The organism is Campylobacter sp. (assembly GCF_030528245.1).
Lineage (GTDB): Bacteria > Campylobacterota > Campylobacteria > Campylobacterales > Campylobacteraceae > Campylobacter_D.
Genome location: NZ_JAUMZG010000003.1, coordinates 44,934 through 70,091 on the forward strand (window position 1 = coordinate 44,934; position 25,158 = coordinate 70,091).

Below are 25,158 nucleotides of genomic sequence, written 5' to 3' on the forward strand. Positions count from 1 at the left end.
TAATTTTATCTTTTTAACTTTAATTTAAGTTTAAAATTTTAATTTTTCTTAAAGTTTAATTGTATAGAATGAATCAAATTTTGGAACACAAGAGAGGTTTGCTTGAGACAATTTGGACTGGATAGACGCACCTTTCAAATCTTTCTCATAGGCTATATTATCATTGCCCTAGCGGGTGCTTTGCTTTTATCTCTCGACTTCACACACGCAGCACCCATTTCCTTTTTAGATGCCTTTTTTACGAGTGCTTCAGCCGTGAGTATGACGGGGCTTGTGGTCAAAAACATCGCTGTAGATTTCACACTCTGGGGACAAATCATCGTACTCGCACTCATACAAATCGGAGGACTGGGCTATATGGGAATAGGCCTTTTTGTCTACATGCTCGTTAGAAAAAAGGTAGGCTTTAGCGGTAGGAATTTACTTAAAGAGTCTTTGCTTTATCCCTCAATGGACGGCTTGTTCATATTTTTCAAAAAGGTTTTATTGTTCATCTTCATCATAGAGCTCATCGGCACCATACTCTTCACCCTGCGTTTCGCCCTAGAAATGGACTTTTTCACGGCGCTTTGGTTTGGATTTTTCCACTCCATCAGCGCCTTTAACAATGCAGGCTTTAGCATCTTTCAAACGGGCTTGGTGCACTATAAGCACGATATCGCCATCAATCTCATCACAACAAGCCTCATCATCATCGGCGGACTGGGGTATTTTGTCGTTATTGAGCTTTATTTTTTCCAAAAAAAGCGCCTCCAAAACCTCAGCCTGCATACCAAAATCGTCGTTTTTGCAACCATCATTCTCATCATCTCCTCCACGCTGATCATCTTCATTTTTGAGTATTCCAATTCCAAAACCATAGGCAATTTTTCCTTTTTCGATAAATTTCTAGCCTCCTATTTTGCCGCGATCAATTACAGAACCTCAGGCTTTAATACCCTTGATTTTTCAGGTTTTAAGGACGCGAGTCTCTTTTTTGGCTCTTTGTTTATGGTGATAGGCGGCGCGCCCGGTGGCACGGCTGGAGGGATGAAAATTACGACTGTCACAGTACTTTTGCTCTATGCCTACTGGACGCTTCGCAACGGAAGGGTGCGTATATTTCGATATGAAATTCAACAAGAAACGATAAACAAAGCCTTCATTATTGCCGTTGGTTCAGCCGTTTATATTGTCGTTTGCGCCATAGCCCTCTCCCTGCTAGAAACTGAATTTAAATTCATCGTCCTCCTCTTTGAAACCTCATCAGCCTTCTCCACTGTCGGGATTTCTGTGGGGGATGGCGGAAATTTGTCCCTTTGCGCTAAATTCACAGACACGAGCAAGATCATCCTCATCGTTATGATGATAAGCGGCAGGATAGGAGTTTTTGCCTTTTTCCTCTCCGTTTTCCACCGCGACAAGGCTATGCACGTTCGCTACCCGCAGGGTAAGGTCAATCTATAAAGGAAAAAAATGAAAAATCAAAGTTATGGCATTATAGGGCTTGGAAAATTTGGGACGGTTGTGGCCGATGAGCTTTTGGGCGCGGGGCATACCGTCATCGTTGCCGATAAAGACGAGGAGGCTCTCAAGCAGCTGCAGCACACAGCAAACTACGCTTACATCCTAGACTCCACCAACATCGCAGCGCTCAAGGAAGCGGGCTTTCACGATCTTAGCGTGGTCATCGTCAGCATCGGCGGTAATGTCGAAAAAAGCATACTCACCCTGATGGCACTCAAGGAAATCGGCGCCAATCACATCATCGCCAAGGCCAGCTCGAACATACACGGGCAAATTCTTTCGCGACTGGGCGCCACGAAGGTCATCTACCCCGAAAGAGAAAGCGCCAAAAGACTGGTCAAGGAATTTTTAGTGCGAGCGATGGAATTTGAGGTCTTTGACCTCTCGGCCAATACAGTGCGCGCCATCAAACTGAACATCGACGAGGAATTAGCGGGCAACTCTCTCAAACACATCGCCCAAAATATGCATGTCATCGCTTACAAAAGGGCCAATTCTGAGTGGAATTTATTGCCCGATTTGGAAACCATCACCGTTTTTATCAATGATACTGTCATTCTACTGGGCACTATAAAGGACCTAAAGTCTTTTGAGCATTGAAGCTTGATTTTGTAAAATAATAAAATTGAATGCATTCAAAAACCATCAAATTTTTCCAACTGAAAAACGCTTATCGTTACAATAGCGACTCCCTGCTTTTGGCGGATTTTGCCTTGAATTTTGGCGTGAAAAATGAGCTTTTGGATGTGGGTGCGGGGTGCGGGATTGTCGGCATTTTGTTGAAGTGTTTCCATCCAGAACTCAGCCTCAGTCTTTTAGACATTCAGACGCAAAACATCGCGCTCATTGAGCGGAATTTGCAAGAAAACGCCCTCAAAGCGGAGCTTTTTTGCTGTGATTTTAAGGATTTCATAAGCGTAAAAAAATTCGATCACATCATCTCCAACCCCCCCTTTCACAGGCAAAACGCACAAAAAAGCCCCAACCTCCACAAAAATATGAGCAAAAGCGGGAGTTTTTTGCCCCTACAAAATTTCATCGCCAAGGCCGATTCTTTGCTAGCGCCGCGTGGGGTCTTGTATCTTTGCTACAGTGCCCAGGCCCTGGGCGAGCTTTGCGCCATTTTGGAAAAACATAAACTAAAACTCACTAAAATTCGCTTCGTTCACAGCAAAAAAGAGGCCGCAGCTAGGCTTTTGCTCGCACAGATTAAAAAGAGCAGTCAAAGCGCCTGTGAGGTTTTGCCGCCCCTATTTGTGTATGATGGGGGTGGTTTGAGTGAGGAAATGGGGCGGATTGGCGCTCGATTTAAGGGGATAGAAAGTCGCGATATTGACGCATGAAATTTTGGTTCAAGGAGGAGTGGTGTGAAAACCAAGCGGGGTTTCAACTACGGCTTTGACGCAAGCAAGTGCGCCCAGTGTGGGGGCAAGTGCTGCACGGGAGAAAGCGGTCATATCTTCATCGATGCGAAAGAAGCGGCGCGTTTGAGTGAGCATTTGAAACTAAGCATTGAGGAATTTAAGACAAAATACCTCACAAAAGTGGGCGCTAAAATGAGCCTGAAGGAAAAGGAATTTGAAGATGGATTTGCGTGCATTTTCTTTGATGAGGCGAGGAGAAACTGCGGGATTTACGCCCTGCGTCCAAAACAGTGCCGCACTTTTCCTTTTTGGGACTATTTCAAAAACCATCAAAAAGAATTGGAAGAGGAATGTATAGGAATTTGTTACTTGCCCTAGTGGCCTTGTTTTTGGCGGCCTGCGGGGGTAGGGCCGTGGTTTATTCTGAGCCTAAAAATTTGCAAAATGTCGATTTTGACGCGGATTTAACGCGGGCCTTTATTCGTGAGAGCTATGGCGATTACGAGGGAGCTCGCGATGCGTTTTGGGCTATGTTTGAGCGTTATAAGGCGGTGAAATTCCTAGAGCAGGCCCTTTATTTGACCCTTTCGCACAATCTTCCCAAGGCCGATGAGCTCGATGCCATCGCGCAAAAATACCTCGCTCAAAGCAATACCCTCAAGCGTTTGAGTGCGCTTTACGCTTTGTCCATTTTGGATCTCAAGCGGGCTGAAATTTTGGCCAAAGAGCTGCTTAAAAGCGATGATTATGCGGGAAATTACGAGCTTTATGCAGACATCATGCTGAGGAAAAACAAGCCCAAAGAAGCGATCAAATACTACAAATTCGCCTACAAACAGGTGCCAAATGAGGCCTTGGCGCTGAAAATTGTCGGCGTCTACGCCCTGCAAAATGACACAAAAAGCATCAAGGCCTTGCTTGAGGACTTTCACAAGATGAACGGCTGCACCCTAAAAACCTGCGGCCTGCTTTTTAGAATTTATTTTGAAGCGGGGGATTATGAGAGCTTTGAAAACATTTTGCTCGAGCTTTATGAGCTGAGTGGGGATAAGAATTTTATTTTGACCCTGATTGATAATTTGAACCAGCGCGGCAAGGGAGAGGATGCCCTAAAAATCGCAATGCGCTACGATATGGACGATGATGTGAAGATCTTTTTGTATCAAAATTTAAAGCGCTTTGACGAGGCGAGGGCGCTCTCCCTTAAGCTTTATCAAGAAAGCAAAAAGAAAGAGCACCTACTGCGTGCCGCGCTTTTTGAATTTGAGGCAGCAAGCGTCGACAAAAAGCCCACTTTGGAGGAGGCAAGGTCTGTGGCCGCAAAATTTGAGGAGGCCATCGATGCGCAAAGTGAGGCCATTTTTTTGAACTATTATGGCTACTTGCTGATCGATTATGAGCTCGATGTCAAGGAGGGGATGAAGTGGGTTGAGCTCGCCCTGCAGAAGGAGCCGCAGAATTTGTATTATTTGGACTCCTTGGCTTGGGGGTATTATAAGCTTGGCGAGTGTGAGAAGGCTTGGGAAATTTTTGAGCAAACCCTGCACGATGCGGAGTTTTCAAATTCCAGCGAAAGCAAAGAGCACTTGCAGGCGATAGAGCGTTGTTTGCGATGATTTTAGAAGAAATTTTAAAAAAAACCAAGGAGGACTTGGAGGCGAGAAAAAAGGCCCTGCCCTACGACATGCTAGGACGCTCCCTAGCGTCAAATCCCTTCTTTCCCAAGGACGTTATCAGGGCATTGAGGCGTGAAAAAAGCGAGATGAAAATCATCGCCGAGGTCAAAAAGGCAAGCCCCAGCAAGGGCCTCATCCGTGAAAATTTTGAGCCCCTAAGCATCGCCTTAAACTACGAAAAAGGCGGCGCGGCGGCGATTTCAGTTTTGACAGAGCCGCACTTTTTCGAAGGCTCGCTGGAGTATCTAAGTCTCATCCGCCGCTACACACAGGTCCCACTTTTGCGCAAGGATTTTATTTTTGAGGAGTATCAGCTTTTAGAAGCCCTAGTTTATGGGGCGGATTTCGTGCTTTTAATCGCCAGAATGCTCAGCACCAAAGCGCTCAAAAAGCTCTTAGAATTCGCGCGCCACTTGGGGCTTGAGGCCCTGGTGGAGATCCACAGCAAGGAAGATTTGAGCAAGGCAATCTTCGCAGGGGCCGATATCATCGGCATCAATCACAGAAATTTAGAGGATTTTTCCATGGATATGAATTTGTGTGAAAAACTCATCCCGCAAATTCCCAATTCTAAAATCATCATCGCAGAAAGCGGCTTGGGGGATGTGGCGTTTTTAAAGCACTTGCAGGCTCTTGGCGTGGATGCCTTTTTGATGGGCGAGCATTTCATGCGCCAAAGGGACGAGGGCTTGGCGCTGAAAAAAATTTGCGAGGCTTGAATGGATCATCTTTACGCACCTTGGCGGAATGAGTATTTTGAGGGTAGGAGTGAGGATTGCCCCTTTTGCCTTGAGAAAAAAATTCAAAGCGATGAGGAATTGGGCGTGATTTTTAGAGCCAAACACTGCTTTGGGATGATGAACCGCTACCCCTACTCGCCGGGGCATTTTATGATCATCCCCTACTCACACGAGGAGCGTATCGAGGCGCTTGAGGAGGAGGCTTGGCAGGAGATGAGCGCTTTGGTGCGGTGGGGCGTGAAAATTTTAAAAGAGCACCTGAAGGCCGGCGGGGTCAATATCGGCATGAATTTAAGCGCCGATGCGGGTGCTGGGATAGCGGCGCATTGTCATTATCATCTCGTGCCGCGTTGGGCCGGGGATACGAATTTCATCACGACCATAGCCCACACACGCGTTTATGGTAGCGATAAGGATGCGATTTACAGACTCTTGTTTGAGGCCTTTAAAAATGCTGAGTGAGCTTGAATTTGAGGACTTCAAAGCGCAGGAATTTGACAGCGTGCTGGATGTGAGGAGTCCTAGGGAATTTAAAGAGGCGCATTTGAGCGGGGCACTAAATTTCTACGCTTTAAGCGATGAGGAGCATCAAGAAATTGGCACGCTTTACAAAAAAAGCCCCTCCTTGGCAAAGACAAAGGGCGCGGCCTTCATCTGTGCCAATGTGGCAAGGAGGCTTGAGGACCTGACGCAAAGGGTGCGCATCGGTGCTAAAATCGGCGTTTATTGCGCTAGGGGGGGGCTCCGCTCGAGGGCGGTGGGGGTGATTTTGAGTGAGCTGGGGTATCGTGTGGTGCGGCTTCGTGGGGGCTTTAAAGCGTATCGGGCCTTTGTGAATGCGTATTTTGCCGCGCCTTTGGGCCTGAAATTCTTCGTGCTTTGCGGCAATACGGGCTGCGGGAAAACCGAGCTTTTGTCCCTGCTTTCGCGTGCGATTGATTTGGAGGCGATGGCGGGGCATTTGGGCTCGTCTTTTGGCGATATTTTGGGTGAGCAGCCCAGTCAAAAGGCCTTTGAGGAGGCTTTGTTTTTTAGATTGCAAGCCTTGAAAGAGTGGGCTTTTATAGAGAGTGAAAGCCCTAAAATCGGTCGCATAAGCCTACCCAAGCGACTTTATGAGGCGATGCAGGGGGGCGTTAAAATTCTCTGCGTGGCAAGCCTGCAGGAGCGCATCGCAAGGATAAAGCGGCTTTATAAGGATAGGATGGATGCGACGCGGTTTAGGCTGTGCTTGGGGAGGATTAGCCCCTATATCAGCAGGAATTTGCGCCTTGATTTGCAAAAAAGCTACGAGCAGGGCGAGTGGGAGAGGCTCATCGCTATGCTTTTGAGCTATTATGATGGCTCGTATAAGAAGCCTGCTAGAGTGGATAAGGTCCTCAATACCGATGACATCGGCAGGGCGAGGGAAGAGCTTTTGGAATTTTGCATTTTAAAAAGTTTCCATTAATATCATTCTCAAAATTAAAAATATGAAAGTTGATAATAAAGATACTGTAGGTAAAGTAATCAGCCATGTCATAATTATAACTTTTAACAAATTCCAATTTATGCGCTTAACTTGAAGCCCTACTCCTAATATAGCGCCAATTAAAACATGAGTTGAACTTATAGGAACACCAGCTTGAGAAAATAAGAGTATGATAGCACCAGCACTTACCTCGATACAAAATCCCGAAACTGGATTGATAGAGATGATTTTATTGCCTACTGTATTTATCACTTCTCTTCCTAAAAAAAAGAAGCCTGATATTAAAGCAATGCCCAAAATAACGAATAAGAAAAAACTAGGATTAAATCCTGTATCAATATCACCATCTTTAAGCACATCTAAAATAGCTAAAAACGGTGCAAGAACATTGGCTATATCATTAGAACCATGAGCAAACGCAAAACAACAAGCACCTATAATTTGAAATATGATAAAAATTTTCTTGACAACTTTTGTAATTTTTGTTTTAGAAAAAATTGATAAATAAGAAGTAAGAATAAAATAGAATATAGAAACTACAACTATCAAAATCCATAGATTGGTCAAAAAATGATAAAAGTTTTCATATTTTACTCCTTCCAGCAAAAAAATTCCTAAATTCACAACCAATCCACTGCAAACAAAATAGGGAATAAATTTTAAATTCTTGTTAATATTGATAACTTTTTTCCTTGCCTTAATCTTGTCAATAAAGATTTGAAAGTCGTCGTTTTTATTGATCGAATCAAGCTCTAGATTCAAGTATGCATCGACTCTTTGAGCAGCATCTGATATATACTTGCTTTGTATGATCCTTTTTTTTTCTTTAAGGATACGTAAAAGCCTTTCCTTCCTCTTGATGGGAACAATGATGTTTTTGACGACAAACGCATATAAAAAATAAGCCAAAATACAACTCAAAAATGGAACGATTGCCCAGCTTAAAGTTATTAAGCCAATATATTGCCATTTAACAATATTAAAAGTTTGTATTTTGTCATATTCTATGACGCACATCATGATAGATGCCCCAACCAATCCTCCAATAATACAATGGGTAGCAGAAATGGGCAGTCCTTTTTTAGTCGCCAACAAAATCCAAATTCCAGAACTTAAAAGCGCACTCAACATAATGCAAACAAACAAAACTGGAGAAATCGAATCTGGAAAAATTATAATTTTATCTCGAATCGTTTCAACAACTTTATTGCCAGCAAATAAAACTCCGGAAATTTCAAAAATAGCACATACAACCAAGGCCTGTTTTAGTGTTAAAGCTTTTGAACCCACACTTGTTCCAAACGAATTTGCAGCATCATTACTGCCGATATTAAAAGCTAAAAAAACGGCACAAAAACTAACAAAACAAAATAGGAACACATTGTTGAAATTAAATTTATAAATTCCGTAGAGAATTAAGATCGAAGACAAAAGAAATAAATTAAGAAAAATAAATACACTTTTATTATTCATTAAATAACAATCCCTTCTTAAAAAAGAAACAAAAATTTATTAAAATTGTGACTGATTTTAATAAATTTTAATTAATGATTTATTATTAATTTTAGCTTCAGGTGGTGTTCATTGAAAAAAATATTTCATTGTCTAATGTTGACCTACCTTCTCTTTGGGTATTCAGACAAAATGATATCTGATAATCACTGGACTTATTTTGATTTCAATGCCAGTCAAAAACCTCAAGCCATTCAAACTGAAGAGGTGGATTTTCAACTCGCTTTAAATTCCACTCTTGCAAAAATTTTTGAACAAAATAACGGAATAGACAATACAAAGGGAGATTTGAATTTTGAAAGAGAAAATTTTCAAATAATGAGTCTGACATCCTTATATGAGGGAGAAAATAACTCCTTGCTTTTTCAAAAAGAGCTTTTTATTTCAAAAGAAAACTATAATTATTACGGAGGTTTGATCAATCGATACGCTACAAATAATTTTTTGCTAGGAGTCAATAGCTTTATCGACAAACAAAAAGAAGAAGGTGTAGCGAGTATTGGTAGCGAATTTGTTTATGCAAATTTTTTCAAATCTTACGCAAACTATTACATTCATAAAGAAATGAAAAATAGTCTGCAATTTGGACTGAATTTTGCTTTGCCCGACAATCAAAGTATAATTTTTGATATTTATCAAGATGACGCAAAAAATAATTATCAATTTTCTTATAAGCCCTACAAGGCGTTTTCATTTAATTTATTACACAAAACATTCGATCATGAAGATGAAATGATTTTTCGAATAGGATTTAGTTTTGATTTTAATGAAAATTTTTTCAAACAATTGAAAACTACAGATGATATTTTAGAAGGAATTGAGCGTTATAATTTTTTCGAAAAAAACCGTTAAACAAGATATTCGCACAAAAGCGTTGAATATTAAAAAAAATTTTATTTTGAAGTGCTTATCGCAACATTTGTTTGTAAAGTAAAGATAATGTAAAATATTTTAATTTCATGCCAGAAAGGACCAAAAATGAAAAAAATCCTCGCCTTGATCGCCTTCGTGGGCTTGTTTGTGAGTGCCTGCAGTGAGAGGGCAGAAACGAATGGGGAGCTCAGGGTCGGCACTTCTCCGGATTACAAGCCTTTTAACTATAAAGAAGATGCGAAGCTTACTGGGGTTGATACCGATTTGCTTAATGAAATTGCTAAGAGAGAAGGCATTACATTGAATTGGGTTGAGATAAACTACGATGGGCTCATCCCGGCCCTCAAAACAGGTAAAATCGATATGATAGCTTCTGCTATGAGTGCAACAGACGAAAGAAGACAGAGTGTCGATTTTAGTGATGTTTACTATGAATCAACTAAAAACCTTTACATCAAACACAAAGACAATGCCGATTTGAATTCTAGAGAAGACCTAGAAGGCAAGGCTTTAGGCGTACAGCTTGGTTCCTTACAAGAGCCTTTAGCTAATTCCATTAAAGATGCGAAAGTGCAAGCCAGCGAGGACTTAGCAGTAGCAGTCTTGGCACTTAAGAGCAAGAAAATTGATGCGGTTATTGCTGGTAAAGAGGTACTAGTTGGTTTTTTGATGGAAAATCCTGACTTGGTAGCCTTTTTGGAAGAGGACGATGGTACGGATAGTGGCTTTAGCTTTGCTGTTGATAAGGGCAAGCAAGCAGAACTTTTAAATAAAATCAACAAATCTTTAAAAGAACTTAAAGAAGATGGAACTTTCGACAAAATTATCAGTAAGTATGGACTTAACTGATTAAAAACGAAGCCTTGCAATGCTTTTTTGTAGGGCTTCAAAAAAACTATCAATCTCAACCAACTCATGCGTGTAGTGTAAGCTTACCCGAAGCCACCCCGGCCTAAAATCAAGCCTTTGATTGTCCCTAAGTCCGAGCAAATCATGCCCGTAAGGCCCCGCACAGGCACAGCCCGCCCTCGTTTCGATGCGGAATTTTTTACTCAGCTCATAGGCCAAATCGAAGGGCGAAATTCCCTTGATGTTGAAGGAAAAAATTAAAAGTCGTTTTTGCAAATTCCTAGCATAAAGCTCCAAATCCTCAATCCTCTCGCATTGCTTGAAAAAATAATTTTTAAGCCTTTTTTCCCTTTTTGCTATCTCCCTCACGCCGATTTTATCCTTCACCTCAAAGGCCAAAGCCGCACGGATGAGCTGCAAAATCCCTGGCGTGCCCGCCTCCTCTAAATTTTCTTCATTGCAAAGATAACTTTGACTGGTCCTTGAAACATAGCCCACCGTCCCCCCCGCCGCAAAGCTGGGTTTGTCCCCGCAGAGGCTTTTTTTGATCGCCAAGAGTCCGCAAGAACCCACGCCGCCGACAAGCTTATGCGCGCTGATGAAAAGCGCGTCATAAAATTTGCAAGGGATGTTTTTGTAGGGGATGAAGCTTGAGGCGTCAAAGGCCACCAAACCACCATAAAATCGGACGAGGGTGGAAATTTTTTCAAAATCACTCAAAATGCCCGTTACATTGGAGGCGAGGGAAAAGCTGCCTATCAATTTGCGCCTTTGATTGTCCTTTAAAATTTGCTCCAAAGCATCAAAATCCAGCTCCCCGCTTGGATTCAAAGGCACCCTCACGCACTCACAAAGCCCCTCCCTGAAAGAAAGCTCGTTAGAATGATGCTCATAAGGCCCCACGATGACCAAAGGTAGGGATTTTTTATCAAAATCGCCAAAATATTTTTGCTTCAGCACGGGGGGAAGGTAGATGCCTAAAAGCTCTTGAAATTTCTTAATCGCCCCGCTACTTCCCGTGCCGCACGCTATGAGGGCAAAATCCTCGCTTAAATTTAGGCTTTTTTTGATGCTCTGCCTAGCCCCCTCGTAAAGTCGCTGCATTTTAAAGGAGTGCAGGGCGCTGTCGGAGTGGGTGTTGGCATAGGTGGGTAGGATTTTTGCAATTTTTTTTTCCACAGACTTTAAGGCCAAAGCACTGGCCGCAAAATCAAAATAAAGCGTGCCTTTTTTTAAAATCAAATCCCTCTTCAAAGCCTCAATATCCAAGCGCTGTCCTTGCAAAAATTTGCTAAGATTATACAAAAAATTTTCAATCTAAGGAAAAGCATTAAATTCAGCGACTTTGCCGCCCTGCATCGTGAGTTTAGCCTGGGCGAGATGGTGGATTTTTATAGCGTTTTTGACGGCTTTGAGGGACAGAATTTTTCGGGGCGACTTTTTGAGGACATTGAGAATTTGATCCTGAAAAATTACAACAAGCTCCCCCTTTCTAGCCTTGATAAAACGAGCGCTTACGCCCTCACGCTTCTTGCGAAAAACAACCGCAAAAGATACTCCATCAATGCCAAAATCAAGCATTTCAAGGCTCTAAATTCCATCCATTATTTTTTAAATTCTCACATTCTAAGCCTTGAAAAAAGCAAGGAGGAAAAACTCATCAAAAACAAAAATCAAAAAGTCAAAAAAGAGCTAAGAGCCTACACCGTGCAGGATAAGCTCATATTTTGCGATCATTTCACGCGCTTTTATTTTTACTTTTTAAAACCCAACGAAGAGCTGATACTGCGCGGGGAATTTGAAGAGGTTCTAAGACGCATCCGCGCGCAATTTGAGCTTTATCAAAGCTTTTGTTTTGAGCAGCTGGCTAGGGAATTTTTAGAAAAATATTTTGGCGTTTTGCGCGTTGAAAGCTACTGGGATAGAAAGATAGAGCTTGATTTGTATTTTAGGGATGAAAAACTATGCTTCATCGGCGAGGTGAAATTCAAAAACAAAAAAATCTGCAAAAACATCCTCAATCAACTGCACCACAAGGCCAAAATGCTGAATTTAAGGCCCGATTATTATATAATCTTTTCCAAAAACGGCTTCAGTGCGGAGCTGGAAAAAATGCCCAAAAATCAAGTGCTTTTGTTCGATTTGAACGATTTTGCGCGCTTGCTGTGAGGATGGAAATATGGATAAAAATATCTTAAAAAGCCTAGACGCTGATGAAAAAGAGACGCTGCAAAAAGGGCTTGAGAGCCTTATTGAGCAAACCTATGTCATAGAAAATGAATACAAAATTCTCAACGAAAATTACAACGCGCTAAGGGCGATGATGAGCGAAGTTATCGAGGTTTTACCCACGGCACTTTGGATCATGGATAGGCAAAAAAACATACTCTTGCAAAATCACGCCGCCTCAAAAAACGCCAAGCTTTTAAAAAAAATAGAACTGGACAAAGAGCACTACGAGCTGGAATTTGCGGGCAAATTTTACACCCTAAAAATCATCCATCAAAATGAAAAAATCATCATCTCCGCCACCGACATCAGCGATGAAAAGCGTAACGAGCGCCTCGCAAGCATGGGCAGCGTGGCCGCTCACCTAGCCCATGAGATAAGAAATCCCATAGGCTCCATCTCCCTGCTAAGCTCCACGCTTTTTTCAAGATCGGAGCTTAAAAACAAGCATATCGTGCTTGAAATTCAAAAGGCGCTTTCTAGAGTGGAGCGCATCGTAAACTCCACCCTGCTTTTCACTAAGGGAGTGCACATTAACGCCGTAAAATTCAACCTTTTAGAGCTCAAAGACGAATGCGAGCAAGCCATCAATGCTTACAATTTTTCAAGCTCCATTGAATTTGAAATCGATCTTTTGCCCCTCGAGCTTCACGCCGATAAGGCCCTCCTCGGTCTCGTGCTGCAAAATCTCATTTACAACGGCATCGACGCCATAGAAGAAGCCGAGCCTCAAAATCCAAAAATCACCATCAAAGCCTCCGTAAAGGAGCAAAATTTGAGCGTGGAGATCGCGGATAATGGCTGTGAGATCAAAGACGAGGATTGGGTGTTTGAAGCCTTTAAAACCACCAAGCTCAAGGGCAACGGGCTTGGACTTTGCCTTTGCAAACAAATCATGCGCGCCCACAAGGGTGAGCTTGGCTTCAAAAAAAGCCCCAAAATTTTCTACTTCACCCTGCCCCTAGCCTAACGCTTGAGCCCATTCACGATGCCAAGCATTTCATCGCTCGTAGTGATGGCCTTAGAGCCTGCCTCATAAGCCCTCTGCCCCGTGATCAAATCCGTCATTTCCTCGACCAGCTGGACATTGCTAAGCTCCACAAAACCATGGCGGATGTTCCCCAAGCCGCCCTGTCCGGCCACACCCGCCACAGGTGCACCGCTCGCTCCCGTTTCTAAGTAAAGATTATCGCCCATAGAATGAAGCCCCGCAGGGTTGATAAACTGCACAAGCTCAATCTGCCCGATCTGCGTCTCCTGCTGCTCTCCAGCTAGCATCACCGACACCGTGCCGTCTTTTGCGATGGAGATATTCGTAGCGCCCTCTGGCACCGTCATCTCAGGCAGGAGCCTGTACCCGTCCGCATTGACGACATTGCCCTCGCTATCCTTCGTGAACTGCCCGTTTCTCGTGTAGGCCGTCGTGCCATCTGGAAGCTGAATTTGAAAAAAGCCATTACCCTCGATCGCCATATCAAAGCTATCGGTGCTTGTGGATTTGTAGCTTCCGGGCGTGAAAACCTTCGTAACCGCCGTAGGACGCACTCCCAAACCCACCTCAATACCTGAGGGTGAAAGCGTGGTGGCTGAGGTCGAAGTGCCCGCATACTTCATCGTTTGATACATCAAATCCGCAAATTCAGCCCTTGACTTTTTAAAGCCCACGGTATTGACATTGGAGATGTTGTTTGAGGTAACATCGATTTGAGTTTGCTGCGCAACCATCCCTGTGGCTGCAGTGTGGAGTGAACGCATCATTTTTTATCCTTTAAATTTATTTCACGCTGGCGAGCTTGTTGATCGCCTCTTGATTGAGATCATCCATATGCGCACTCATCACCTTTTGATACATCTCAACCATCCTATTAGCCTCGATCAAAGCCACCATTTCGGTTACGGGATTGACATTAGAGCCCTGAGAAAAGCCCTGCCTAACCGCGCCTGAATTCTCCAAATCCCTAATGCGCGTCAAATCATCAATCCTATAAACATTATCCCCGTCCTTTTCCAAGGCCCTTATGTCATCGACCTGCGCGATGAAGAGCCTAGCGTTTGCCTCGCCATCGACCGTAATGTTACCATTTTTATCCGCAACAATATGCACGGCCTCTGCGGGAATTTTAATGCCCGCGTTTTGAGGATTTTCAAAATAAGAGCTGTTTAGAATTCTATAGCCCTGTTTGTTGATCAAAAAACCCTCATCGTCAAGCTGAAAATTCCCATCCTTGCTAAGCCTCAGCTCCCCATCCTTCGTCCGCACCAGATAAAAGGCATCCTCACGCACCATCGCAAGATCCAGAGGATTGCCCGTAGCCCTCAAAGAACCCGTGCTAAAATCCGTATAGCCCTGCGAAATTTGCGGCACAGTGTCGATGGTCGTGTTGATAAAGCGCGAGGCATCGCGGGTATGATCATCGATAGGAAGCTCATCTTGAACCTCCCTGAAAACCCTCTTAAAGTCCGCAATCACCACATCATCGCGCTTATAGCCGCTTGTGTTGATGTTGGCCAAATTATTCGTGATGACCTCGAGCCTATTAAACTGCGTTACCATACCGCCTGTGGCTTGATAGTATCCATTTTGCATGTTTCACCTTTAAAATTTACAAGATGCTAGCAAAAAGCGTTCCAAATTTAAATAAAATAATCCCCATCAAAGCTAATGAGTGAGTAGTCCCGCTCACCGCCGATACTCTGCCTCAGCTCCTCGATACTCAAAAAGCTCAAAGAGTCCGCCCCCACATACTCACGCACCTCCTCGGCGTTCTTATTCGCACTGATAAGTTCCTCAAAAGTGGGCGTGTCGATGCCGTAAATGTCGGGGAATTTAATTTCCGGACAAGCCACGCCCAAGTGAATCTTCTTAGCCCCAGCCGCGCGCAAGAGGGCTATGATCTTCTTGGAGGTCGTGCCCCGCACCATGCTATCGTCTATCACTACGATTTCCTTGCCCCGCAAAACGGGGCGTATCGGGCTTAATTTAAGCTTAACCTTAAGATTTCGCAGCGCCTGAGTGGGCTCGATGAAGGTACGCCCCACATAGTGATTACGCACGATGGCCATCTCAAGCGGAATTTTAAGATGACTCGCAAAACCCAAAGCCGCACTCACGCCGCTATCTGGCACAGGCACGACAAAATCAGCCTTGTGGGGGAATTTCCTCGCCAAGGCCTCGCCCATTTTTTTACGCACCTCATACACACTCTTGCCCTCCACGATGCTATCAGGCCTGGCAAAATAAATATACTCAAAGGCACAAATTCTAGGCTCTGGCGTGAAAAGCTGCACACTCTCAAACCCATCCGCGCCCTGGGTGAAAATGAGCAATTCCCCCGCCCTCACATCGCGGATGAATTCCGCCTCGATCAAATCAAAGGCACAGGTCTCACTCGCCACAACATAGCCCCCATCCTTCAAACGCCCCAAAGACAGGGGTCGCACCCCGTATCTGTCGCGCACGACAAAGAGCTTATCTCTACTGGCTAAAACGAAGCAATACGCCCCCACGCAGTCCTTGAGGCTGGCCACAAAGCGCTCTTTCAAATTCGCGCTTTTGTTCTTTGCGATGAGATGGAGGAGGTTTTCGGTGTCCATGTTGGTGCGGAAAATCGCCCCGTCCTTGATGAGCCTTTGACGCATGGCGTCTTTGTTGACTAGATTGCCATTATGCGCGAGGGCGAGATCGCCCAAAATGCAGGTCGCCACTACGGGCTGGGTATCGCCCAGGCTAGAATTTCCCGCTGTGGAATAGCGATTATGCCCTATGGCCAGCCTGCCTTGGAGCGTTTTGAGCTTTTCGGGGCTAAAAATTTGACCCACCTCGCCCTTGGCCTTGATGGTGTGAATTTTTTCCCCATCGCTCACACTGATGCCGCTTGCCTCCTGTCCCCTGTGCTGCATGGCAAAAAGGGCGTAGTAGGCGTAGGTGCTGGCGTTTTTTGAATTGATCACCCCTACAACCGCGCACATTTAAATTCCTAAAAAATCACTGATAGCGTAGAGTTTTGGCTCTTTTTTGTGCAGCCACTTGGCGATTTTTATCGCCCCCTTGGCAAAGGTCGAGCGCGAGGTGGCGGTGTGATGCAGCTCTAAAAATTCCCCATCCTCATAAAAGCCCACCGTGTGCCGCCCCACGATGTCCCCGCCGCGCAAACTCATCACAGCGATCTCGTCCCTGCCCCGCGCCCCCACGATGCCATCCCTGCCGCTGATGCGAACCTTTTCAGGGTCTAAATTTCTAGCCTTGGCGACATTGTGCGCGAGACTCATCGCCGTGCCACTGGGGGCGTCCTTTTTGTGGCGATGGTGCATTTCTAAAATTTCTATATCAAAATCCCTAAGCAGCTTGCTCGCCTTGTGGGCTAGATGATTGAGCACGGCCACGCCCAGGGACATATTGGTCGCGTAAAATACGGGCATGAGCTCCCCGCTACGGCGCAAAAGTCCCATCACGCCCTCATCAAGCCCAGTCGTGCCTATGACTAGGGGCCTTGGAGCGTTTTGCGCAGCCTCTAGGAGGTGCCTCGTGCCAAGCGGGGAGGAAAAATCGACCACCACATCGCTTTTTTCCAAAAGCCCCATCACATCCCCCCCCCTGCCGACAAGCGACCCGACTCTTGCATCGCTCTCATCTTGCAGATGCAGCACGAGCTCCCTGCCCATGCGTCCCTCAGAGCCTAAAATTCCTATATTTATCATTGCTTTGCCTTTTAGATGAAGTGGGGATTTTAGCATGTATCTCTAAATTTGTTTCGTGGTGACCCATACGAGACTCGAACTCGTGTTACCGCCGTGAAAGGGCGATGTCCTAACCGCTAGACGAATGGGCCATTTTGCAGGATTAAAGTCGTGATTTTACAGCCTCATTCTTAATAAAAAATAAAATCCAAACCGCCCTCAGCGCATCATAAAACGGCTAGAATTTGCTTTTTGAGGCTTGATGAGGATGCGGAGGGAGAGTGCCTGCTAAATTTCAAGCTCTATCCCGACAGGCGCGTGATCTGAGCCCAAAATATGCTCATAAATGAAGGCATCCTTGAGTCGCTTTTCAAGCCCCTTTGAGATGAAAAAATAATCAATCCTCCAGCCCACATTTTTCTCCCGCGCCCTCATCCTGTAGGACCACCATGAGTATTTTTCCCCCACATCGCCGTGAATTTTTCTAAAAGTATCCACGAAACCAAGCCCTAGCAAGTCGTCAATCCAAGCCCTCTCAATCGCCAGAAAGCCCGAAGTGTTGGCGTTAGCCTTAGGATGCGTGAGGTCGATTTCCCTGTGAGCGGTGTTGACATCGCCGCAAATGATGATGTCCTTGCCCCGCTTCAAAAGCCCTTTCAAATAATCCAAAAAATCCGCATAAAATTTCATTTTGAAACTCAGGCGCTCCTCATCCTTTTGCCCGTTGGGGAAATAGATATTAAAAAGCACGATTTGGCCGAAGCTATGCTCCAAAACCCTCCCCTCATCGTCGTCAAAAAATTCGCATTTTTTCGTCTCGCAGTCAAAATTACAAAGGCTCATCACGCCAGAATACCCCGCCCTCTTTGCGGGGTTGGTGTGAAGATGCTTGAAGGGATACTCGTAAATGACCTTGGGGATTTTATCCTCGCTCGCCTTAATCTCCTGAAGCCCTATAAAATCAGGCCTCTCCTCCCTCAGCCACTCCAGCGCGCCCTTATCACAAATCGCCCTTAGGCCATTGACATTCCACGAAATCAGCCTCATCGTCGTCCTTTCAAAAAGGCCTATGCTATCCTAATTTTGCTAAACATTAATGAAAAAAAAATATAATTGCAGCCTTGATTTTCACACGGAAAGATAAAATGCTAAAAATCTCCTGGTTCCAATTCACGCTTGCAAACACCCTGCTCATCGTTTTGATAAACTACAACGCCCTCTCCTTTGTCCATCAAAATTTAAACCAGCCCTGGCTCACCCTAGCCCTCATCCTAGCCTATGCCTGCCTCGTGCATATCATACTATGCGTGCTTTTTGTGCGCTTTTTGAGTCAATTTTTTTCCATACTTTTCATCATCACAGCGGGGATCAGCGCCTATTTCATGCAAACTTATGGCGTCCTGATCGACTCGGATATGATTCATAACGCCTTCAACACCGACACCAAAGAGGCCTTTGATTTGATAAATTTACGCCTGATTTTGACGCTTTGTGCGCTTTTGCTCCTAGCTTTTTTCATCGCAAAAATCCACATCCTCTACCCCCCCCTGAAAAAACAGCTTGGCATTAAATTCTTAAACATCTCTCTAGCGCTTGGACTTTTCTGCGCGATCTTTTTGCCCCTCACGAAAACCTTCATCCCCTTTTTCAGAACCCACAACGAGATCAGAATGTATAACGCCCCATTTTATCAGTTCTACGCCCTGCTTCGCTACTATCAAATTTATCGCGCGCCTAGGCCGGAGCTTAAAATTTTAAGCGAGGGAAGCTACCGAGAAAACAACCACACGAAAAGAAATTTCGTGCTCGTGGTCGGCGAGACGGCTCGCGCGGCCAACTACTCGCTGGGGGGCTATGGCAAAAATTCAACCAACCCCTACACCCAAAATGAGGTCCTCTACTTCACTCAGGTCTCAAGCTGCGGCACTTCTACGGCGGTGAGCTTGCCCTGCATGTTTTCCGCTTCCACTCGCAAGGAATTTTCCAACAAGGCCTACGAGGAAAATCTTTTGGACTTTTTGAGCAAAACGGGCGTGAAAATCACATGGCTGGATAACAACTCTGGCGGCTGTCAGGGAGTGTGCGAGAGGCTTGAGGATGCTAAAATTTTTAGCGAGGATTATGATGGCTTTTTATTGGGGGAGCTTGAGAAAGCCTTTCAAAATTTGGAGGCGGCGAATTTTTTTGTCGTGCATTTACAGGGCTCTCACGGACCTGCCTACTACAAACGCTATCCTCAAGAATTTAAAAAATTCACCCCCACCTGCGACACTAATGAGCTTGCAAAATGCACGATGGATCAAATCGCCAACGCCTACGATAACTCCATACTCTACACCGACTACATCGTGAAGGAGATCATCGAGAGGCTCAAAAAAATGCAGGGCTATCAAAACACCCTCATCTACCTCTCCGATCACGGCGAAAGTCTGGGCGAAAACGGCATTTACCTCCACGGGATGCCCTACGCCATCGCCCCCAAGACGCAAACACACATCCCTTTGATGCTGTGGAGCGATGATGAGGGGCTAAAAAATACCGCCCTCAAACGCAAAAATTTAGAGCTTTCACACGATAATATCTTCAGCACGGTTTTGGGCTATTTTGAAATCAAAACCCCGCTTTATAGCGAGGGGCTTGATCTTTTAAGGGCGCAAGATTGAAACCAAAATACTCCTTTTTTGCCAACGCAAAATACGCCCTGCAAGGCTTACGCGCCCTGCTAAAATTTGAAAAATCCTTCAAAATAGAGCTTTGCATCATCATCCCCGCCCTGGTGCTTGATTGCTTTTTGCCCCTCAGCTTGATGGAACATCTCTTTCTGGCGGGGGTTTTGGTGCTCATCCTCATCACAGAAGCCCTAAATTCAGCCCTTGAGGCCTGCGTGGATCTGGCCACAAGTCAATGGCACAAAGAGGCCAAAAGGGCTAAGGACTGCGGGAGTGCGGCGGTTTTTTTCGCCGTGCTTTTTGCCCTTTTTTCTTGGGGCCTTGTTTTGTTGAATTTGGAATTTCAATGGATGAAAAGCTAGAAAAAGCCGTGGTGAAAATTCTGGGAGAAAAACGCTTCGCGCTCCTAAAATACCTCTGCGCGCACTGCGATGAAAACGGCTTCATCGGCGTGAAAATCGCTACACTTGAGGAAAATTTAAGGCAAAGCAAGCCCACCCTCATCGCCTCGCTGAAATTTTTTGAAGAGAAAAAAATTTTAAGCAAGCTTAAAAACAGCTTTTACCAACTCAATCTCAACCATAAAGGACGCCAATGACCCTCAAAAATCCTCTGGACATGCACCTGCATCTAAGGGACGGTGAGCTTTTAAAAAGGGTGGCTCCCCTTAGCGCAGGGGCCTTTCGGGCGGGCGTTATCATGCCCAATCTCATCCCGCCCCTTTGTGAAATTTCTGCCCTCAAAGCCTACAAAGAGCGGATTTTAGCCGCCTGCGGGGGGGAAAATTTCACACCTTTGATGACGCTTTTTTATCAAGATTACACGGAAAAATTCCTAGAAGAAGCGCGGGGGGAAATTTTTGCCATCAAGCTTTATCCCGCTGGCATTACGACCAACTCAAGCGGGGGGGTTGTGAGCTTTGAGGTGGAGAGGCTAAGGCCCACGCTAGAGGCGATGAGTGCCTTAAAAATCCCCCTACTCATCCACGGAGAAACCAACGATTTCGTGCTGGATAGGGAGGCGAATTTTGCAAAAATTTACGCCAAGCTCGCCCGAAATTTCCCCCGACTCAAAATCGTGATGGAGCACATCACCACCGCCGTTTCGTGCGAAATTTTAAAGGATTATGAAAATTTATACGCGAGCATAACTTTGCATCATTTGACGCTGACCCTTGATGATCTCATCGGGGGGAAGATGCGGCCGCATCTTTTTTGCAAGCCCGTCGCCAAAACCCACAAAGACAGGGAGGCCCTGTGTGGCCTTGCCTTTTCGGGCTATGAAAAGGTGATGTTTGGTAGCGACTCAGCACCCCATCCCAGAGAGGAAAAGGAGTGCTGCGGCTGCGCGGCGGGAGTGTTTAGCGCGCCTGTGGCACTGGAGTGTCTGGCTGAAATTTTTGAGAAAAATTCCAACGCTGGGGCACTGCAAAAATTCATCAGTGATAACGCCTGTCAAATCCATAATCTAAGCTTTGAAAATGAAAAAACCATCCGCCTAGAAAAAAGGCAGTGGCAGGTGCCTCAGGATTATGGCGATGAGAGGACGCGCATCGTGCCTTTCAGGGCGGGAGAAGGGGTGGAATTCAGTCGCGTTTTGGAGGCTTAGAGCCTTTGAGGATTTGCAAATTTTTCTCAAGCCTCATTTCATCGCCCTGTGCTTTTGAGTGGTAAAATTTCAAGGGACGGGCGAGGTATTTTTGCTCCACCCAGCCACCAAAATCATGAGGGTAAAGGTAGAATTTTTTATCGGGATGGTTATTGTGCAGGTGGCTTGGCACTTCAAGCGGAGCAAAATCGCGCACAAAGTCTAAAGCCTTATTGATGGCTGAGTAGCTGGCGTTGGACTTTAGGGCGCAGGCTAGATACACCACGCATTGTGCTAGGATGATCCTAGCCTCGGGATAGCCTATGTTTTTGACAGCTTGGAGGGTGGTGGTGGCCAAAATGAGGGCTTGACTATCGGCATTGCCGATGTCCTCGCTGGCAAAAATCACCAATCGCCGCGCGATAAAATCAGCCCCCTCACCCGCCTCAATAAGTCGTGCCAAATAGTAAAGCGCCGCATCCACATCGCTACCACGAAGGCTTTTTATCAGGGCACTGACTAAAAGATAGTGGGTGTCTTTGGAATTGGAGCCTTCATTGTTGGTGGTATTTTTGAGCTTTTTGAGATTGCAGAGGGAAATTTTCTTAGGATCCAAAATGAGAGCAAAGTCCATTAAATTTAGCATCATCCTTGCATCATTGCTTTGGAGTAAAAATTCTCTCGCACCATCCTCAAGCTCAAAATTCAGCTCTTCTTGCACCCTTGTGAGCAGTTTTTCAAGTGCCTCACTCTGCAGGGGCCTGAATTCAAAAAGCATGCTGCGACTTCTTATGCCCTGAGTTAGCACAAAATAGGGATTCTCTGTGCTAGCGCCGATGAGGATGCAGTGATGGTTTTCCATGGGACCTAAGAGCGTTTCTTGCTGAATTTTATTAAGCCTGTGAATTTCATCGATGAAAATTAGGGGCTTGTAGAGATTATCCTTGGAGCTTTCTAGGATTTTTCTGAGTGCTTCAAGTTTAAAATTCCCACCATCAAATTCATAAAATGAAAGTCCAAAATCCCTAGCCACTGCCCGGGCAAAGCTTGTCTTGCCACAGCCAGAGGTCCCGAAAAATAAGCTATGTGGGATCTTTTGCATCGCGATGAATTTTTTAAAAATCTCCACCAAATCATCCTGACCTAAAATGTCATTTAAATTTTGGGGGCGAAATTTCAGGGCTAAATTCATCACCTATCTTTAAAAAACTGAGGGCTATCAACCATCACACCGTAGGCTTTTAAGTCCTTAGCCCTTTCATAACTTTGCGCATCGTTGATGCCAAAAAGTATCACCTTGCCTCCGTTTTGCCTGAAGCAATCCATAGCCTCCTTATCCCAAGTGAGAGTGCTTTGAGTGATGCCCTCGCCCAAAGTGAATTTCTCAACCAACTCAACCGTTTTTTGAAATTCCAGTCCGTAATATAAATCCTGTGCTTCTTCTTGTTGGCAAAGATGCGAAAGGCTCACATCGGCAAGTTTTTTTAAGGTTTGCCCCCTGGTGACAAAACGCGAAATTTCATCACTCAAGGCAAGGATATAGTCATCATTTGTAGAATAAACCCGCACTCTATTCAAGCTCTCGGTTTGCTTGAGAGTTTCAAGTAGAATTTTGGCCTGCTCCTCATCGTTGGCATCCGGACTTTTAAGATCGATAAAAAAATGTGTGTCGGGGAATTTATCCAAAACCTCACTGAGTGCTGGGATGTAGAGGAATTCATCATTGAAAATGCTTCCGATGGTTTTGGATTTGGTGATTTGAATTTGTGCAAGTTGCTTGAGGGTAAAATCAGAAATTTTACCCTCGCTATCGGTCAGGGCGCTCAAATCACTCGGTCTATAAAGTGCCAGTTGCTTATCCTTAGTCATTTGCACGCTGATCCAAACGGCATCGACCTTATTTTTGAGTGAAAGCTTGATGGAGGTGAGTGTGTTTTCTGGCGCATCGGCTGTACCACCACGATGGGCGATAATGAGGGGATTTGCGAAGAGGCTTAGGCTTAGAATGAATGAAAACATTATAACTTTCATGAGCGAGCTCCTTAAAGTATTATCCTAGAATTTCTAGGATAATTTTGCTTAGTTTAAAGTGTAAAGCTTGTTCGCACCTTCTTGATAAGAAAGAATGTGAAGCCTGTCATCCTTGAAAAAGAGGCTTCTTGCGTTTGTGATGGAGCTAGGATAGGCGATGACCCTTGTAAGCTCCTCTTTGTCGGGATCGATGAGGACGATAACATTGTGATTTTTACTCAAAGCGTAAAGCTCTCCATTCCTTTGCGTCATGGAAGTGATGTATAAATCCCCTAAAGTTCTGCCCTCCTTTAGAGCTGCCTTGGGCGTGAATTCTCCAGAAAGCACTCTATCTTTTAGGGAAAATTTAGAAATCACAAAACTTTTAGCGTCCTTATTGTTTGGCACGGTGGCAAGATAAAAATATCTATCATCACTTGTAATGCTAGCCACATGATGGAATTTAGAGCGGACAGTATCCAGCCTACCGCGTCCTAGGCCATCGCCTTGTCCTTCAAATTTATCCGCACCCTTGATGAAATCCGCATACTGCAAAGCCTCATCGGCCTTAGGATTTTTGTCAAATCTTAAAAAAGACTTATTCGAGCCCATGAGGATAAATTTATTTTGCATGTAGGGAATGATGCCAATGATGGGATCGATGGTTGCTGAAAAATAAGGATCCAATTCAAAGGCGTCCTTCACGCTAAAATCATCGTTTAAAAAGGCCACATCAAATTTAGAGCTGGCCACAAACTCACCATTGATATAATCCAAACTATTGATAGGCTTATCATAAGCAATGATTTGCTCACTCGTGATTTTAAGCTCGGAGCTGATTTTTTCAAAGGGAGAATTGGCGCTGTCGTTGTCGAAGTTGATGCCCAGTTTTTCACCGGCTGGAGCGAAGGCATAATCGGGCGCTTTCACATCGCGTTTGCCTAAAAATGAAATATTCTGCCACAAACCATCCCAGCCACCTGTGCTCCAAATGATGTATTTTGGATTGAGGCTAAATCTCACAGGATCCCCTTGCCCCACATAGGGCGGAACGCCCGTACTGACAAAGGCTTGAAAGACATTGGAGGCGATGATGAGCGTGCTCGCAAGCACGGCCATGAAGCTAAAATTTGTAAATTTTCTCACCTTTTCCCCGCCCATTTCCTCATCAAAGGCGCTAAATTTTGGCGCAAAGGCGAAAATCACACCCAAGAGCAAAACGACAGCCCAAAAGACTACCTCAGCCCAAAAATAAGTATGTATGCCAAACACCGCCAAACCAAAGCCCTGATCCAGATCCCTGTGAGCGTGATTGCCATAATGAGCAAAGGACTGGTAAAGTCCAAAAGCGGTCATGATCAAAAGGGCGGCCAGATATTTGCCCTTAAGTCCATAGCGGACGATGAAAAGCGCCATCACGCCGATGAATATCATCGCCTCCCTTTGCCCCCAGCAAAGTGTGCAAGGGCTATCGCCAAGCATGTAGCCGAAGACTAAATTTGCGATCCCTACGGGCAAGATTATGATCAAAAACCCTGCCCAGCACATTAGGGTGTAGAAATTTTTTGTTTTGTGGATTTCACACATTGCCAACTCCTATAAATTCATCACCGTTAAAAGTGCGCCTGTTTTATGACCCACATAATAAAAAATCATGATCAACCAAGAAACCATAACCAAACCGAAGGCGAGCCTTTCTTTCTGCGGCTTTATGATGATCAAAACCATAGCGATCAGCACGAGTAAAAGTTCCAAAAACTCCATCAAAGTTCTCCTTGACAAAATTTAAAATTGGACAATTTTATGCAAAAAAAATTTAATGCAAAATAAATTTTTTAAACCGCCCCTTGACCGAGATGAATCAAAACCAGCCGCGATTTTAGTGTGAAATTTTTTCAAACTCCGCATAAAATTTCCACGAAGCTACGATGTCGGGGCGTGATTTTTTGAGCCCCTCAAGCTCCTCGTCAAAGATTTTTTTGTAGTGATGGTATA

Annotated in this window: 28 protein-coding genes and 1 tRNA gene; 16 read left to right on the plus strand and 13 right to left on the minus strand. The window is 44.8% G+C overall.

Annotated elements, in window-relative coordinates; genetic code table 11:
• The first annotated feature begins 102 nt into the window (after positions 1 to 102).
• The 8 genes from Q4A73_RS01275 to mnmH are packed head-to-tail and all read left to right on the plus strand — an operon-like array spanning position 103 to position 6,736.
• A complete protein-coding gene (locus tag Q4A73_RS01275; protein WP_303205620.1) occupies positions 103 to 1,446 on the plus strand; it encodes a TrkH family potassium uptake protein in 1,344 nt (447 codons plus the stop codon).
• A gap of 9 nt (positions 1,447 to 1,455) precedes the next feature.
• Positions 1,456 to 2,106 carry a TrkA family potassium uptake protein gene (locus Q4A73_RS01280; RefSeq protein ID WP_303205621.1) on the plus strand — a complete coding sequence of 217 codons (651 nt, stop codon included), beginning with the start codon at positions 1,456 to 1,458 and terminating at the stop codon, positions 2,104 to 2,106.
• A 29-nt stretch (positions 2,107 to 2,135) separates the two neighbouring features.
• Complete coding sequence (locus tag Q4A73_RS01285; protein WP_303205622.1) at positions 2,136 to 2,849, plus strand: methyltransferase; 714 nt, start codon at positions 2,136 to 2,138, stop codon at positions 2,847 to 2,849.
• Positions 2,850 to 2,873: 24 nt separating this feature from the next.
• Positions 2,874 to 3,248 carry a YkgJ family cysteine cluster protein gene (locus tag Q4A73_RS01290; RefSeq protein ID WP_303205623.1) on the plus strand — a complete coding sequence of 125 codons (375 nt, stop codon included), beginning with the start codon at positions 2,874 to 2,876 and terminating at the stop codon, positions 3,246 to 3,248.
• Positions 3,221 to 4,486: an ATP-dependent nuclease subunit B gene (locus tag Q4A73_RS01295; RefSeq protein ID WP_303205624.1), complete on the plus strand. Its 1,266-nt coding sequence runs from the start codon at positions 3,221 to 3,223 to the stop codon at positions 4,484 to 4,486. Before Q4A73_RS01290 ends, Q4A73_RS01295 begins: the two co-directional genes overlap by 28 nt.
• Complete coding sequence (trpC, locus tag Q4A73_RS01300) at positions 4,483 to 5,265, plus strand: indole-3-glycerol phosphate synthase TrpC (RefSeq protein WP_303205648.1); 783 nt, start codon at positions 4,483 to 4,485, stop codon at positions 5,263 to 5,265. The genes Q4A73_RS01295 and trpC overlap by 4 nt, the downstream gene beginning before the upstream one ends.
• Entirely contained in the window at positions 5,266 to 5,748 is a 483-nt protein-coding gene (locus Q4A73_RS01305; protein WP_303205625.1) for an HIT domain-containing protein, read from the plus strand.
• Positions 5,738 to 6,736 (plus strand): tRNA 2-selenouridine(34) synthase MnmH, encoded by a 999-nt coding sequence (gene mnmH, locus Q4A73_RS01310; protein WP_303205626.1) that lies wholly within the window; start codon positions 5,738 to 5,740, stop codon positions 6,734 to 6,736. The genes Q4A73_RS01305 and mnmH overlap by 11 nt, the downstream gene beginning before the upstream one ends.
• Here mnmH and Q4A73_RS01315 read toward each other — a convergent pair.
• The gene (locus Q4A73_RS01315) at positions 6,719 to 8,230 is read right to left on the minus strand and encodes an inorganic phosphate transporter (protein WP_303205627.1); all 1,512 of its coding nucleotides are present in this window, start codon (positions 8,228 to 8,230) and stop codon (positions 6,719 to 6,721) included. The two genes, mnmH and Q4A73_RS01315, sit on opposite strands and share 18 nt — an antisense overlap.
• A 111-nt stretch (positions 8,231 to 8,341) precedes the next feature.
• Between Q4A73_RS01315 and Q4A73_RS01320 the strand changes: the two genes are divergently transcribed.
• Both Q4A73_RS01320 and Q4A73_RS01325 read left to right on the plus strand, forming a co-directional pair.
• Positions 8,342 to 9,121: an inverse autotransporter beta domain-containing protein gene (locus tag Q4A73_RS01320; protein WP_303205628.1), complete on the plus strand. Its 780-nt coding sequence runs from the start codon at positions 8,342 to 8,344 to the stop codon at positions 9,119 to 9,121.
• A gap of 126 nt (positions 9,122 to 9,247) precedes the next feature.
• On the plus strand, positions 9,248 to 9,991 hold the full coding sequence (locus Q4A73_RS01325) for a transporter substrate-binding domain-containing protein (RefSeq protein WP_303205629.1): 744 nt from the start codon (positions 9,248 to 9,250) through the stop codon (positions 9,989 to 9,991).
• Here Q4A73_RS01325 and Q4A73_RS01330 read toward each other — a convergent pair whose 3' ends face one another.
• Entirely contained in the window at positions 9,992 to 11,260 is a 1,269-nt protein-coding gene (locus Q4A73_RS01330; RefSeq protein ID WP_303205630.1) for an aminotransferase class V-fold PLP-dependent enzyme, read from the minus strand.
• A 111-nt stretch (positions 11,261 to 11,371) separates the two neighbouring features.
• On the opposite strand from Q4A73_RS01330, the gene Q4A73_RS01335 reads away from it, so the two are divergent.
• Both Q4A73_RS01335 and Q4A73_RS01340 read left to right on the plus strand, forming a co-directional pair.
• Positions 11,372 to 12,160 (plus strand): DUF234 domain-containing protein, encoded by a 789-nt coding sequence (locus Q4A73_RS01335; protein WP_303205649.1) that lies wholly within the window; start codon positions 11,372 to 11,374, stop codon positions 12,158 to 12,160.
• Between the two features lie 10 nt (positions 12,161 to 12,170).
• On the plus strand, positions 12,171 to 13,190 hold the full coding sequence (locus Q4A73_RS01340) for a HAMP domain-containing sensor histidine kinase (protein WP_303205631.1): 1,020 nt from the start codon (positions 12,171 to 12,173) through the stop codon (positions 13,188 to 13,190).
• Here Q4A73_RS01340 and flgG read toward each other — a convergent pair.
• The 6 genes from flgG to Q4A73_RS01370 form a co-directional block, all read right to left on the minus strand.
• Positions 13,187 to 13,978 (minus strand): flagellar basal-body rod protein FlgG, encoded by a 792-nt coding sequence (flgG, locus tag Q4A73_RS01345; RefSeq protein ID WP_303205632.1) that lies wholly within the window; start codon positions 13,976 to 13,978, stop codon positions 13,187 to 13,189. The genes Q4A73_RS01340 and flgG overlap by 4 nt on opposite strands.
• A 16-nt stretch (positions 13,979 to 13,994) precedes the next feature.
• Complete coding sequence (locus Q4A73_RS01350; RefSeq protein WP_303205633.1) at positions 13,995 to 14,807, minus strand: flagellar hook-basal body protein; 813 nt, start codon at positions 14,805 to 14,807, stop codon at positions 13,995 to 13,997.
• A 47-nt stretch (positions 14,808 to 14,854) separates the two neighbouring features.
• Positions 14,855 to 16,189 carry an amidophosphoribosyltransferase gene (purF, locus tag Q4A73_RS01355; protein WP_303205634.1) on the minus strand — a complete coding sequence of 445 codons (1,335 nt, stop codon included), beginning with the start codon at positions 16,187 to 16,189 and terminating at the stop codon, positions 14,855 to 14,857.
• Complete coding sequence (dapB, locus tag Q4A73_RS01360) at positions 16,190 to 16,918, minus strand: 4-hydroxy-tetrahydrodipicolinate reductase (protein ID WP_303205635.1); 729 nt, start codon at positions 16,916 to 16,918, stop codon at positions 16,190 to 16,192.
• Between the two features lie 56 nt (positions 16,919 to 16,974).
• Positions 16,975 to 17,049 (minus strand) — tRNA-Glu (locus Q4A73_RS01365).
• Between the two features lie 136 nt (positions 17,050 to 17,185).
• The gene (locus Q4A73_RS01370; protein ID WP_303205636.1) at positions 17,186 to 17,944 is read right to left on the minus strand and encodes an exodeoxyribonuclease III; all 759 of its coding nucleotides are present in this window, start codon (positions 17,942 to 17,944) and stop codon (positions 17,186 to 17,188) included.
• 98 nt (positions 17,945 to 18,042) lie between these two features.
• On the opposite strand from Q4A73_RS01370, the gene Q4A73_RS01375 reads away from it, so the two are divergent.
• The 4 genes from Q4A73_RS01375 to pyrC are packed head-to-tail and all read left to right on the plus strand — an operon-like array spanning position 18,043 to position 21,174.
• Positions 18,043 to 19,560, plus strand: a complete 1,518-nt coding sequence (locus tag Q4A73_RS01375) for a phosphoethanolamine--lipid A transferase (protein ID WP_303205637.1) — start codon at positions 18,043 to 18,045, stop codon at positions 19,558 to 19,560.
• Positions 19,557 to 19,928: a diacylglycerol kinase gene (locus Q4A73_RS01380; RefSeq protein ID WP_303205638.1), complete on the plus strand. Its 372-nt coding sequence runs from the start codon at positions 19,557 to 19,559 to the stop codon at positions 19,926 to 19,928. The genes Q4A73_RS01375 and Q4A73_RS01380 overlap by 4 nt, the downstream gene beginning before the upstream one ends.
• Positions 19,913 to 20,164 (plus strand): ArsR family transcriptional regulator, encoded by a 252-nt coding sequence (locus Q4A73_RS01385; protein WP_303205639.1) that lies wholly within the window; start codon positions 19,913 to 19,915, stop codon positions 20,162 to 20,164. The genes Q4A73_RS01380 and Q4A73_RS01385 overlap by 16 nt, the downstream gene beginning before the upstream one ends.
• Complete coding sequence (gene pyrC, locus Q4A73_RS01390; protein ID WP_303205640.1) at positions 20,161 to 21,174, plus strand: dihydroorotase; 1,014 nt, start codon at positions 20,161 to 20,163, stop codon at positions 21,172 to 21,174. Before Q4A73_RS01385 ends, pyrC begins: the two co-directional genes overlap by 4 nt.
• Here the strand turns inward: pyrC and Q4A73_RS01395 are convergent.
• The 5 genes from Q4A73_RS01395 to Q4A73_RS01415 all read right to left on the minus strand — a co-directional run bounded on the left by Q4A73_RS01395 (position 21,152) and on the right by Q4A73_RS01415 (position 25,138).
• Positions 21,152 to 22,345: a replication-associated recombination protein A gene (locus tag Q4A73_RS01395; protein ID WP_303205641.1), complete on the minus strand. Its 1,194-nt coding sequence runs from the start codon at positions 22,343 to 22,345 to the stop codon at positions 21,152 to 21,154. The two genes, pyrC and Q4A73_RS01395, sit on opposite strands and share 23 nt — an antisense overlap.
• A complete protein-coding gene (locus tag Q4A73_RS01400) occupies positions 22,345 to 23,184 on the minus strand; it encodes a glycerophosphodiester phosphodiesterase family protein (RefSeq protein ID WP_303205642.1) in 840 nt (279 codons plus the stop codon). The genes Q4A73_RS01395 and Q4A73_RS01400 overlap by 1 nt, the downstream gene beginning before the upstream one ends.
• A gap of 48 nt (positions 23,185 to 23,232) precedes the next feature.
• Positions 23,233 to 24,750, minus strand: coding sequence for a disulfide bond formation protein B (locus tag Q4A73_RS01405; protein WP_303205643.1), 1,518 nt, complete (start codon positions 24,748 to 24,750; stop codon positions 23,233 to 23,235).
• Between the two features lie 9 nt (positions 24,751 to 24,759).
• Positions 24,760 to 24,927 (minus strand): dihydroneopterin aldolase, encoded by a 168-nt coding sequence (locus tag Q4A73_RS01410; RefSeq protein ID WP_303205644.1) that lies wholly within the window; start codon positions 24,925 to 24,927, stop codon positions 24,760 to 24,762.
• Positions 24,928 to 25,042: 115 nt separating this feature from the next.
• Entirely contained in the window at positions 25,043 to 25,138 is a 96-nt protein-coding gene (locus Q4A73_RS01415; RefSeq protein WP_368492638.1) for a DUF2972 domain-containing protein, read from the minus strand.
• Between the last annotated feature and the right edge of the window lie 20 nt (positions 25,139 to 25,158).